We start from the raw sequence: 12890 nt of genomic DNA, 5'->3' as shown, positions 1-12890 counted from the left end.
AAGATTCTTCTAAAATTTATCAACCGTTCAGATGCGATAACCCCGGCAGGCGATTTTTTCCCCTTGCCTGTTTGCTGCGCCGCAACTAAAACCGTTCCCGGGTCACGCCCCCCCACCGGGGCGCTTCTCTTCTGCAAGGGAGAGCCAGAGATGGCACAGCACGCCTCCAAGCCGGCATTGCGCCCGGCCAACCCTCATTTTTCCTCCGGCCCCTGCGCCAAGCGCCCCGGCTATTCGCTCGCCGCCCTAGACGGTGCGATGCTGGGGCGGAGCCATCGCGCGAAATTGCCGAAAGCGCGGCTGGCTGAGGTCATCACCCGTTCGCGGGCGCTGCTCGGCATGCCGGAAGATTGGCGGCTCGGGATTGTTCCCGCGTCCGATACCGGTGCTGTGGAACTCGCGCTCTGGTCGCTGCTTGGTGCCCGCCCGGTCGATGTCCTGGCGTTCGAGAGTTTTTCCGAAGGCTGGGCCAATGATATCGTCAAGCAGCTCAAGCTTCGCGATGCCCGCGTGCTGGCAGCCCCCTATGGCGAGCTGCCCGATCTCGCTGCGGTTGATCCCACCCATGACGTGGTGTTCACCTGGAACGGCACCACTTCGGGGGTTCGCGTTCCCGATGCCGATTGGATCGCCGCCGACCGTGAGGGGCTCGCGATTTGTGACGCGACCTCGGCGGCGTTCGCGATGCGGCTTGCTTGGGACAAGCTCGATGTCGTCACCTGGTCGTGGCAGAAAGTTTTGGGCGGCGAAGGCGCGCATGGCATGCTGGCGCTCTCGCCGCGTGCGGTCGCGCGGCTCGAGACCTATCAGCCGCCCTGGCCGTTGCCGAAGATTTTCCGCCTCACCAAAGGGGGAAAACTGATCGAGGGGGTGTTTCAGGGCGAGACCATCAATACCCCGAGCATGCTCGGGGTCGAGGACGCGCTCGATGGCTTGCGTTGGGCGGAGCGGATCGGCGGCTTGCCGGCCTTGATCGCCCGCGCCGAGGCCAGTCTTGCCACGGTCGCCGCCTGGGTCGAGGGCAGCCATTGGGCGGAATTCCTCGCCCGCGATGCGCGCACCCGCTCATGCACCTCGATTTGTCTCGCGATCAAGGCGCCGTGGTTCCGGGCGCTCGCGCCGGCGGCACAGGCCGAGGCGGCGAAGAAAATCGCCGCCCTCCTCGAAGCCGAGGGGGTTGCCTTTGATATCGCAAGCTATCGCGACGCGCCGCCGGGGTTGCGCATCTGGGCCGGGGCGACGGTGGAACCGAGTGACATCGCGGCGCTTCTGCCTTGGCTCGACTGGGCCGAGGCCGCAATCAGCGCCCAATACGCCAACGCCGCCGCGGAGTGACCGAGATGCCGAAAATCCTGATCAGCGATAAGCTTTCGCCCGCCGCCGTCGATATTTTCCGCGCCCGTGGTTTCGAGGTCGATCTCCGCCCAGGGCTTACGCCGAGCGAATTGCGCGCCATCATCGCGCCCTATGACGGGCTTGCGATCCGCTCGGCGACCAAGGTTACCAAGGAGTTGCTCGAGGCCGCGACCCATCTGAAAGTGGTTGGCCGCGCCGGGATTGGCGTCGACAATGTCGATGTCAAGGCGGCGACGGCGCGCGGCGTCGTGGTGATGAACACCCCCAACGGCAACGCGATCACCACCGCCGAGCACGCGATCGCGCTGATGTTCGCGCTCGCCCGCCAGATCCCCGAGGCGACGCAATCGACCAAGGCCGGGAAGTGGGAAAAGAACCGCTTCATGGGCGTCGAGCTGTTTGCCAAAACCCTCGGGCTGATCGGCTGCGGCAATATCGGCTCGATCGTCGCCGACCGCGCGATCGGCCTCAAGATGAAGGTGATCGCCTATGATCCCTTCTTGAGCGAGGAACGGGCGCTCGCGCTCGGGGTCGAGAAGGTCGCGCTCGCCGATCTGCTCGCGCGCGCCGATATCATCACGCTGCACACCCCGCTCACCGAGGAGACGCGCGACATTCTCTCGCGCGCCGCTCTCGCCAAAACCAAGCGTGGCGTGCGCATCATCAATTGCGCGCGCGGCGGCCTGATCGACGAGGCGGCGCTCTATGACGCGCTCCGCGCAGGCCATGTCGCCGGCGCCGCGCTTGACGTGTTCGCGGTCGAGCCGGCGACGGAAAATCCGCTTTTCGCGCTCGAGAACGTCGTCTGCACGCCGCATCTCGGCGCCGCGACCTCGGAGGCGCAGGAGAATGTCGCGTTGCAGGTTGCAGAACAGATGAGCGATTTCCTGCTTACCGGGGCTGTTACCAACGCGATCAACATGCCCTCGGTCTCGGCCGAGGATGCGCCGCGGCTCAAGCCTTATATGGAACTTTGCCGCCAGCTCGGTGCTTTCGCCGGCCAGCTCACGCAGGCACGTGAAGGGGTCTTGCGCCGTATCACCATCGAGTATGAGGGGCAGGCGGCAGCACTCAATCACAAGCCGCTGACCGCGGCGGCGCTGGCCGGGCTGCTCTCGCCGATGTTCGCCGGCGTCAACATGGTGAACGCGCCGGTGTTGGCGCGCGAACGCGGCCTCGATATCGCCGAGACGGTGCTCGATCGGCCGAGCGAATATCAGACCCTGGTGCGGGTCACGGTCGAGACCGATGAGCATGAGCGGAGCGTCGCCGGCACGCTGTTCGCTGGCGCCAAGCCGCGGCTCGTCGAAATCAAGGGCATCCAGGTCGAGGCGGATTTCTCGCCGCACATGCTTTATGTGACGAACGAGGATCGGCCCGGCTTCATCGGCCGCTTTGGCGCCCTGCTTGCCGAGGCCGGGATCAATATCGCGACCTTCCATCTCGGCCGCGCCAGCGCCGGCGGCGATGCGATCTGCCTGGTTTCGGTCGATGAGGATGTCCCGGAGCCGGTTCTGGACGCGGTGCGCCGGCTGCCGCTGGTGCGCCAGGCGGCGACGCTCGAATTCTGAGCGCCGCCGCCCCCGATCGCGGGGATGTTATCGCTGGCGGCGCTCGGATTTTGCCGGCTGGGATATGATATGGCACGCTGTTGTTCCTTTTTCGCTTCGGGGTCCGCCGCATGACCATTCGCCATCCCCGCTTTCGCCGCTGGCATACCGCCGCCCTGGCCGCGGGCGCCATCGCCGCGTTCGCCTTCGGCGCTGGCATGATGGCGCGCGAGCCGGCCGCGCGTGCGGCGCCGCCGCCCGCCCCCTTCGCGGTGCCGGTGGTGACGGCGCAAGCCGCGGTGGCGGACGTGCCGGAGGAGCTGGTCGGCATCGGCAATGTCCAGGCGCTCTATGCCGTCACCGTCCGGGCCCAGGTGACCGGCTATCTGCAGAGCGTCAACGTCGCCGAAGGGCAGATGGTGAAAAAGGGCGATCTCCTGGCGGTGATCGATCCAAGGCCGTTTCAGGCGGCGCTCGATCAGGCGCGCGCGGCAAAGGCCCGCGACGAGGCCAATCTCGTCGCCGCCGAGCGTGATTTCGAGCGCTACAAAGTGCTCGCCAAGCATGAATTCCAATCCTGGCAGAATGTCGATGACCAGCAGGGGACGGTTGGCGCATTGCGCGCCTCGATCCAAGCCGACGAGGCGGCGATCGAGCAGGCGGCGCTCAATCTTTCCTTTGCTCACATCACCTCGCCGGTCGATGGCCGTGTCGGCTTGCGCCTGATCGATCCCGGCAATTTGATCACCGCGAACCAGAGCGGCGGGCTGATCAGCGTGACGCAGGTCCAGCCGATCACCGCCGTTTTCACCTTGCCGGAGACTAATCTGCCGCGGGTGATGGATGCGCTGGCGCGCGGGCCAGTGCCGGTGCGCGCTTATAGCTCGGATGGCCATCGCTTGCTGTCGGCCGGGGTGCTGCTGACCCCGGACAACCAAATCGACACCACCACCGGGACGATCAAACTCAAGGCCCAGTTCGCCAATGCCGATAATCATCTCTGGCCCGGCCAATACATTACCGCGCGCGTCGAGATCGGTGTTCTGAAAAACGTCGTCACCGTGCCAGAAGCGGCGGTCGAGCGCGGCGCCGATGGCTTATTCGTCTTCGTCGTCAAGCCCGATCAGACGGCGACGGTGCGCAAGGTGGCCGAGACGCTGGAGCGTGATGGGATCGCGGCGATAACGCAAGGGCTCAGCGCCGGTGAGACGGTGGTGGTGAACGGGCAATCACGGCTGGCCGAGGGCGAGCATGTCGCGGTGCACGCGGCGAGCGTCGAGGGTGCGGCCGGGCGCGAAGGCGGTTGACGGGATGAGCATTTCGACCCCCTTCATCCGCCGCCCGATCGGCACCTCGCTCCTGATGGCGGCGCTGCTTTTGGTCGGCATCGCCGCCTATCCGTTCCTGCCGGTGGCCCCCCTCCCCAATATCGATTTCCCGACCATCGCCATCACCGCGCAATTCCCCGGCGCCAGCCCCGAGACCATGGCGGCGACGGTTGCAACCCCGCTCGAGCAGCAATTCGCGACCATCCCCGGGGTCAGCCAGATGACCTCGCTCAGCGTGCTCGGCTATACCCAAATCATTCTGCAATTCGATCTCAACCGCAACATCGACGGCGCCGCCGGCGATGTGCAGGCGGCGATCAATGCCGCCTCGGGGCAATTGCCTAAAAACTTGCCGAGCCCGCCTTCCTACTACAAGGTCAATCCATCGGATTCGCCGGTCCTCTTGCTCGCGATGCAGTCTGATACGCTGCCGATCACGGTGGTCGATGACTATGCCGAGAACGTGGTCTCGCAGCAGCTCTCACAGATTTCCGGCGTCGCGCAGGTGCTGGTCGCGGGGCAGCAGAAGCCGGCGGTGCGGGTGCGGGTCGATCCCGCCAAGCTCGCCGCGATGGGGATGACGCTGGAAGACGTGCGTTCGGCGCTGACCCAGACCACCGTCGATAACCCGAAGGGCAGCATCGACGGCCCGAAGCGCTCCTTCACCCTCTACGATAATGACCAGCTCACCAAAGCGTCGGAATATCAGCAGGTCATCGTCTCTTACCGCAACGGCGCGCCGGTCAGGGTGCGCGATATCGGCTCGGCGATCGATGGCGCGCAGAACCGGGAACTGGCGGCGTGGCAGAACGGCAAGCGCGGCATCCTTTTGGTGATTTTCAAGCAGCCCGGCGCCAATGTCATCGACACCGTCGAACGCGTCAAAGCGAAGCTGCCGCAGCTCGAGGTCGCCTATCCGCCATCGATCCATCTCTACACCCTCGTCGATCGTACCCAGACCATCCGCGCCTCCGTTGATGACGTCGAATTCACCTTGATGTTGTCGGTCGCCCTGGTGGTGATGGTGGTGTTTTTGTTTCTCCGCACGCTCTGGGCGACGATCATCCCGAGTGTCGCGATTCCGCTTGCCCTGATCTGCACGTTTGCGGGGATGTATGCGCTCGGCTACAGCCTCGACAATCTCTCGCTGATGGCGATGACGATCGCGGTCGGCTTCGTCGTCGATGATGCCATCGTGATGCTGGAGAACGTGTTCCGCCACATCGAAGACGGCATGCGCCCGATGGAGGCGGCGCTGGTCGGCGCCGGGGAAATCGGGTTTACCATCGTTTCGATCAGCCTCTCCTTGGTTGCGGTCTTCATCCCGCTTTTGTTCATGAGCGGGATCATCGGCCGCTTATTTCGCGAATTCGCCGTCACCTTGTCCTTGGCGGTGTTGGTCTCGGGGGTGGTGTCGCTCACCCTGACGCCGATGATGTGTTCGCGCTTTCTCCGCCACGAGACTAGGCATGGCGCGCTTTATAACCTGATGGAGCGCATGTTCGAGGCGATGGTGGCGTTTTATGCGCGCACGCTCGATGTCGCGCTGCGTTTTCGGTTTTTTACCCTGCTCACCTTCCTCGCCACCGTCGCTATCACCGGCTATCTTTATATCATTATTCCAAAAGGGTTTTTCCCGCAGCAGGATATCGGCCTGATTATTGGCATGGCGGATGCGGCGCAGGACGTCTCGTTCGATGAGATGTATCAGCGTCAGGAAGCGATCAACGACGTCGTGATGCACGACCCGAATGTTCAGTCCTTCACCGCCTATGTCGGCGCCGGGGCAGGGGGACAAACCGGCAATTCCAGCCGCGCCTATATCAATCTGAAACCCTGGGGCGAGCGCAAGCTCACCGCCCAACAGGTGATCGAGGAATTGCGCCCCAAGCTCGCCGCCGTGCCCGGCGTGCGGCTTTATCTGCAAGCGGCGCAGGATATCCGCATCGGCGGGCGGCTGTCGCGCACCATGTATGAATACACGCTCCAGGATCCCGATCTTGGTGAGCTTTATCGGTGGGCGCCGCGGGTTTTGCAGCAGTTGCGCAAGATTTCGCTGCTCCGCGATGTCGCGACCGATCAGCAGATGGCGGGCACGACCGCGACCCTGGTCATCGACCGCGACAAAGCGGCGATGTACGGCATCGAGCCGCAACAGATCGATGATATTCTCTATGACGCCTTCGGCCAGCGCGAGGTGACACAGTATTTCACCCAGCTCAATTACTATTATGTCGTGCTTGAAGTGCCGCCGCAGCTCGAGGGCAGGCCGGACACGCTCGATCTTCTCTACGCCAAGGGCAGCAATGGCCAGGTGGTGCCGCTTTCGACCTTCGTGCATTACGACACCGCGAAGATCGCACCGCTTTCGGTGAGCCACCAGAGTCTGTTCCCCTCGGTGACGATTTCCTTCAACCTCGCCCCGGGGGCGGCGCTGGGCGATGCCGTCAAGGCGATCGCCGCTGCCGAGGCCGAACTCGGCGTGCCGGCGACCGTGCAAGGCAGTTTTCAGGGCACCGCGCAGGCATTCCAAGCTTCGCTCTCGAGTCAGCCCTATCTCGTCGCCGCCGCGCTGATCGCCGTCTATATCATCCTCGGCGTACTCTATGAGAGCTATATCCTGCCGCTGACCATTCTCTCGACACTGCCCTCGGCTGGGGTTGGCGCGCTGGTCGCACTGATGTTGACGCATAACGATCTTTCGGTGATCGCCATCATCGGGATCATTCTGCTGATCGGCATCGTCAAGAAGAACGGCATCATGATGGTCGATTTCGCGATCCATGCCGAGCGCGAGGGGGGGCTCGCGCCGCTGGAGGCGATCAGGCAGGCCTGTCTCCTGCGCTTTCGCCCGATTCTGATGACGACGATGGCGGCCTTGCTCGGCGGCTTGCCGCTGATGCTCGAAGGTGGCGCCGGCGCCGAACTCCGCCGCCCGCTGGGGGTCACCATGGTCGGCGGGCTGCTCTTGAGCCAGATTCTGACCCTGTATACGACGCCGGTGGTCTATCTCTATCTCGATCGTCTGCAGCACTGGCTCGCCCCGGCGCGGCAGCGCAAACCCTCGCGTCTGGCGGAAAAGCTCGGCTCCGCAGCGGACTGAACGCCCCGCCGGCTCAGGCGGCGGCGATCCATCTCAAAAATTGACATTTGCTTAATTAACGCTTGACGTCGCGCTTGCGTCTGCGGCAAAGTGCTGACGTTAATCATTTGTCAATGTTATCGCGATCGCTGCCAGGCAATCACGCCAACGCCACCACGCAAACCAACGGGAAAGCTACAAATGCATCGCATGGCTTCCAGAATGATGATCGCGAGTGTCGCGGGTTATTTGGCGTGGGCAGCGGGTGCGCAGGCCTCCACGCTGACCGGCAGCATCAATCTGAACGACAGCAACGACTCGCTTCAGATCGGCGATGCGACGGTTTCGGGGATCTTGTGCGCGGGTTCCGGCTGCGGCGGCGAGATGCTCGCGGTGACCTCCTCGCCGGGCGGCTATGCCGGGATCGAGATCGTCGGCGCGAATGGCGGCACGTTGCTGACCAATACCTCCGGTGCCACCGAGGATTTGACCCTGGGCTTCGAGGTGCAAAGCGCGCCCGGCAATATTAGCGGCATCGGCCTCGCCGTCGGCGGCGGCACCGGAACCGCGACGGTGAGCGAGAATGTCACTGATTACAGCACAGGGACTGGCCTCGCCCACATCTCGGGCCAAGGCCTCAATAGCACGACGACGCTGACGCTGAGTTCGGCCGATAATAACATCTACATCACCAAGGATATCGCCGTTAGCCCAAGCTCCAGCCTGCTTTCGGTGACGCAGTATTTCTACGATGTCCCCGGCCCCACCAATACGGTGCCAGAGCCGGCGACGATCGGCTTGTTCTGCTTGGGCCTCGGGGCGCTGTTTTTCGCCCGCCGTGCCCGCGCCGCTTGATGCGCGGTTGACGTGACGCCACGGGGCAGGCCAGGCATGGCTTGCCCCCCTTTCAATGGTTTGGATCAGCCGTCTTTTCGAGTGACGAGAAGGCGTGGGGGGTCTTTATGTCCAGTTCACAAACGTTTCCGAACGTTTCGGGCTTCAACCTCGCCTTTACCAATATTGCGGTCAGCGAGACCGATAGCGGCTCGGTCACGCCGTTCATCGGTCAGACCTCCTCCGCCATTCTTCTCCCGGTGGCCGGCGGCGAGATCGAGTGGGCGGGATTCCACACCGGCGCCATCGCCCCCGGCGGCAGCGAGACGCTTGATTTCAGCTACGACGTCACCTCCACCAATGCTGCGGACGCGATCACCAATCTCGGCCTTTCGATGGTTCCCGATTCGGCGGTCGCCGCAGGCGAGTCATTGACCGCGATCGAGACGGTCTATAACCCGACCACCAATGCCGAGCTTGGCCAGATCACCGTCAATCTCACCAACCCGACGGCGCCGCCCTATATCGCGGGCGATATCCCGCTTACGAGCGGTGAGACCAGCCTCAAGGTCGATGTCCAAGTCATCGCCTCGGTCTCCTCCAGTGCCGCCAGTACCGCCCAAGCGACGTTCAGCCAGATCAGTCAGAGCTTCGGGCAAACCCCGCTGACCTCGCTTGGCTCGATCGGCGACAACGTGTTTCTCTCGCCGAATGCGAGTGGCATCCAGAGCGGGGTGAATGCCGGGCCGGGTGTGGCCGGGGTGACGGTGGAGCTTGAGAACACGTCAGGCACGGTGCTCGAGACGACGACGACGAACAGCCAGGGGCTTTACGATTTCACCAATCTGACGGCCGGCACCTATGAGGTTCAGTTCGTGGCGCCGACGGGTTATGATTTGACGCCGCAGACCTCGATTGCGAACGACCTCGGCAGCGCCCCGAACCAGACGACCGGGATCACGCAGGCGATCACGCTGGCGCCGGGCCAGAACATCACCAACATCGATGCCGGGCTTTATCAGCCGGCCTCGATTGGCGACAACGTGTTTCTGGATACGGCCGGGACCGGGATCCAGAGCGGGGTGAACGCCGGGCCGGGTGTGGCCGGGGTGACGGTGGATCTCGAGAACACCAGCGGCACGGTGCTCGAGACGACGACGACGAACAGCCAGGGGCTCTATGATTTCACCAATCTGACGCCCGGCACCTATGAGGTTCAGTTCGTGACACCGAGCGGCTACACGCTGTCGCCGCAGACCTCGATTGCGAACGACCTCGGCAGCGCCCCGAACCAGACGACCGGGATCACCGCGCCGATCACGCTGACCTCGGGCGAGAACGTCACCAATATCGATGCCGGATTGGTGCCGCTTGGCTCGATCGGCGACAACGTGTTTCTCTCGCCGAATGCGAGCGGCATCCAGAGCGGGGTGAATGCCGGGCCGGGTGTGGCCGGGGTGACGGTGGAGCTTGAGAACACGTCAGGCACGGTGCTCGAGACGACGACGACGAACAGCCAGGGGCTCTATGACTTCACCAATCTGACGGCCGGCACCTATGAGGTTCAGTTCGTGGCGCCGACCGGCTATGACTTCACGCCGCAGACCTCGATTGCGAACGACCTCGGCAGCGCCCCGAACCAGACGACCGGGATCACGCAGGCGATCACGCTGGCGCCGGGCCAGAACATCACCAACATCGATGCCGGGCTTTATCAGCCGGCCTCGATTGGCGACAACGTGTTTCTGGATACGGCCGGGACCGGGATCCAGAGCGGGGTGAATGCCGGGCCGGGTGTGGCCGGGGTGACGGTGGAGCTTGAGAACACCAGCGGCACGGTGCTCGAGACGACGACGACGAACAGCCAGGGGCTCTATGATTTCACCAATCTGACGCCCGGCACCTATGAAGTTCAGTTCGTGACACCGAGCGGCTACACGCTGTCGCCGCAGACCTCGATTGCGAACGACCTCGGTAGCGCCCCGAACCAGACGACCGGGATCACCGCGCCGATCACGCTGACCTCGGGCGAGAACGTCACCAATATCGATGCCGGATTGGTGCCGTCGAGTTCGACGGGAACCACAACCCCCTCTGGCCCTTCAATTTCGGTCATCAAGGTGCCGAGCTCGGTTGTCATCAATAATTGTGGCCAAGTGACCTACACCATCGATGTCACCAATACCGGCAACACAAATCTTTATAATCCACAGGTGACGGACAATATCGGAACCGCGTCGCAGCCCGATGATATCACCGCCAAGCAGATTTTGAGTGGTGGCTACAATATCGGGGACACTAACCATAACGGTGTTTTCAACCCCGGAGAGACTTGGCAATATACCGTCACGGTTAGCTATCAGACGTCGGGCACTGGCCAGGGCGGCTCGGGCGGCAATTATCAGCAGAGCGGTTACGGCAACCAGGGCGGCCAATCGGGTGGCCAGGGCGCGAACTGCGACACCAACCAGCAGGGCGGCTACGGCAGCCAAGGCGGCTCGGGCGACAATTATCAGCAGAATGGCTGGTCGAGTGGCTGGTCGAATTCGGGTGACACGCAGCAAAGCGGCTGGAGCAGCGGCGGCCAGGGCGGCCAATCGGGTGGCCAGGGCGCGAACTGCGACACCAACCAGCAAGGCGGCTACGGCAACCAAGGCGGCCAAGGCGGCAACTATCAGCAGAGTGGCTGGTCGAGTGGCTGGTCGAATTCGGGTGACACGCAGCAAAGCGGCTGGAGCAGCGGCGGCCAGGGCGGCCAATCGGGTGGCCAGGGCGCGAGCTGCGACACCAACCAGCAAGGCGGTTACGGCAGCCAAGGCGGCTCGGGCGACAATAATCAGCAGAGTGGCTGGTCGAGTGGCTGGTCGAATTCGGGTGACACGCAGCAAAGCGGCTGGAGCAGCGGCGGCCAGGGCGGCCAATCGGGTGGCCAGGGCGCGAACTGCGACACCAACCAGCAGGGCGGTTACGGCAGCCAAGGCGGTTCGGGCGACAATGATCAGCAGAATGGCTGGTCGAGTGGCTGGTCGAATTCGGGTGACACGCAGCAAAGCGGCTGGAGCAGCGGCGGCCAGGGCGGCCAATCCGGTGGCCAGGGCGCGAACTGCGACACCAACCAGCAGGGCGGTTACGGCAACCAGGGCGGCTCGGGCGACAATAATCAGCAGAGTGGCTGGTCGAGTGGCTGGTCGAATTCGGGTGACACGCAGCAAAGCGGCTGGAGCAGCGGCGGCCAGGGCGGCCAATCGGGTGGCCAGGGCGCGAACTGCGACACCAACCAGCAGGGCGGCTACGGCAGCCAAGGCGGTTCGGGCGACAATTATCAGCAGAATGGCTGGTCGAGTGGCTGGTCGAATTCGGGTGACACGCAGCAAAGCGGCTGGAGCAGCGGCGGCCAGGGCGGCCAATCCGGTGGCCAGGGCGCGAACTGCGACACCAACCAGCAGGGCGGCTACGGCAACCAAGGCGGCTCGGGCGACAATAATCAGCAAGGTGGCCAATCGGGCGGCCAGGGCCAGAATTGCGATCAGACATCTCCGGGATGTGAGCAACAACCTTCAAATGGCAATACTGGTTATGCTGATACGGTAACCGTGACAGCCAGCACATGCCCACCGTCCTCAACCGGCCCTAGCGGCTGTGACAACCAGCAGGGCTCATCTGGTGGCAGTCAGCAGAGTGGTCAGGGCCAGAACTGCGACACCAACCAGCAGAGCGGCTACGGCAACCAAGGCGGTTCGGGCGACAATTATCAGCAAAGCGGCTGGTCGAGTGGCTGGTCGAATTCGGGTGACACGCAGCAAAGCGGCGGGACCAGCGGCGGCCAGGGCAGCCAATCGGGTGGTCAGAGCCAGAACTGCGACACCAATCAGCAGAGTGGCTGGTCGAGTGGCGGGTCGAATTCGGGGGACACGCAGCAAAGCGGCTGGAGCAGCGGCGGCCAGGGCGGCCAATCGGGTGGTCAGGGCCAGAACTGCGACACCAACCAGCAAAGCGGCTGGTCGAGTGGCTGGTCGAATTCGGGTGACACGCAGCAAAGCGGCTGGAGCAGCGGCGGCCAGGGCGGCCAATCGGGTGGTCAGGGCCAGAATTGCGACACCAATCAGCAGAGCGGCGACGGCAACCAAGGCGGCTCGGGCGACAATAATAACCAGAACCCAGGCACCACCCCCTGCGTCACCGTCACCGCAAGCGACACCAAGGAAATTCAGGTTCTCGCCGCCAACAGCGACATCACCGTCGGTGGCAGCGCGCCCACCGGCAATCTCGCGAGCCTTTATGGCACCGCGCAGACCCTGGAATTCACCTATAACCCGGGTGATACGGTGTCCCTCGCCTCCGGCAGCACCGCGCTCGCCTCGGTCAGCGGCGCCAACAGCCAGTCGCTGGCGTTCCTGGAAATCTCCAACAACGCCAATCCGTTCGCCAGCGGCAGCCAGATCTATTTCGAGGGCAGCGTCACCACCGGCGAGAATATCTACGCCGATGCCGCGCTCAATCCGCTCACCAACATCGCCAACACCGGGGCGAGCAGCCATTTCAGCACCACCCCCGGCGCGGAAACCTACGCGTTCATTTTCGGCAGCCAAGCCGATTTCGCTGCCGGCGACGCACCGATCCAGACCATGGCCTATGACACCAGCGGCGCCCACAGCATGAATCTCGGCGATACCATCGGCAGCCTGAAACTGGTCGGGTATATCGGCGACCAGGGCGGGCATCTCGTTGCCTGATCGTACG

6 protein-coding genes are annotated in these 12890 nt (G+C 63.7%); all 6 read left to right on the top strand.

Annotated features, from left to right (window positions below; translation table 11 throughout):
- Positions 1 to 150: 150 nt before the first annotated feature.
- The 6 genes from DEF76_RS16990 (at position 151) to DEF76_RS20250 (ending at position 12883) form a co-directional block, all read left to right on the top strand.
- A complete protein-coding gene (locus DEF76_RS16990; protein ID WP_114913302.1) occupies positions 151 to 1335 on the top strand; it encodes a phosphoserine transaminase in 1185 nt (394 codons plus the stop codon).
- Positions 1336 to 1340: 5 nt separating this feature from the next.
- Entirely contained in the window at positions 1341 to 2927 is a 1587-nt protein-coding gene (gene serA, locus DEF76_RS16985; protein ID WP_114913964.1) for a phosphoglycerate dehydrogenase, read from the top strand.
- Positions 2928 to 3037: 110 nt separating this feature from the next.
- The gene (locus DEF76_RS16980) at positions 3038 to 4213 is read left to right on the top strand and encodes an efflux RND transporter periplasmic adaptor subunit (protein WP_162800725.1); all 1176 of its coding nucleotides are present in this window, start codon (positions 3038 to 3040) and stop codon (positions 4211 to 4213) included.
- A gap of 4 nt (positions 4214 to 4217) precedes the next feature.
- Positions 4218 to 7337, top strand: a complete 3120-nt coding sequence (locus DEF76_RS16975; RefSeq protein ID WP_114913963.1) for a multidrug efflux RND transporter permease subunit — start codon at positions 4218 to 4220, stop codon at positions 7335 to 7337.
- Between the two features lie 201 nt (positions 7338 to 7538).
- On the top strand, positions 7539 to 8171 hold the full coding sequence (locus DEF76_RS16970) for a PEP-CTERM sorting domain-containing protein (RefSeq protein WP_162800724.1): 633 nt from the start codon (positions 7539 to 7541) through the stop codon (positions 8169 to 8171).
- 107 nt (positions 8172 to 8278) lie between these two features.
- Positions 8279 to 12883 (top strand): SdrD B-like domain-containing protein, encoded by a 4605-nt coding sequence (locus DEF76_RS20250; protein ID WP_114913299.1) that lies wholly within the window; start codon positions 8279 to 8281, stop codon positions 12881 to 12883.
- Positions 12884 to 12890 lie beyond the last annotated feature (7 nt).

Source organism: Acidibrevibacterium fodinaquatile (assembly GCF_003352165.1).
In the GTDB taxonomy this organism is placed as follows: domain Bacteria; phylum Pseudomonadota; class Alphaproteobacteria; order Acetobacterales; family Acetobacteraceae; genus Acidibrevibacterium; species Acidibrevibacterium fodinaquatile.
The sequence above is the reverse complement of the archived record's forward strand: the minus strand, read 5'-3'. Positions and strand labels throughout refer to the sequence as shown.

Excerpts from the sequence above, each read along its gene's own strand:
- DEF76_RS16990 (WP_114913302.1), top strand. The coding sequence starts at position 151 with ATGGCACAGCACGCCTCCAAGCCGGCATTGCGCCCGGCCAACCCTCAT.
- serA (WP_114913964.1), top strand. The coding sequence starts at position 1,341 with ATGCCGAAAATCCTGATCAGCGATAAGCTTTCGCCCGCCGCCGTCGAT.
- DEF76_RS16980 (WP_162800725.1), top strand. The coding sequence starts at position 3,038 with ATGACCATTCGCCATCCCCGCTTTCGCCGCTGGCATACCGCCGCCCTG.
- DEF76_RS16975 (WP_114913963.1), top strand. The coding sequence starts at position 4,218 with ATGAGCATTTCGACCCCCTTCATCCGCCGCCCGATCGGCACCTCGCTC.
- DEF76_RS16970 (WP_162800724.1), top strand. The coding sequence starts at position 7,539 with ATGATGATCGCGAGTGTCGCGGGTTATTTGGCGTGGGCAGCGGGTGCG.
- DEF76_RS20250 (WP_114913299.1), top strand. The coding sequence starts at position 8,279 with ATGTCCAGTTCACAAACGTTTCCGAACGTTTCGGGCTTCAACCTCGCC.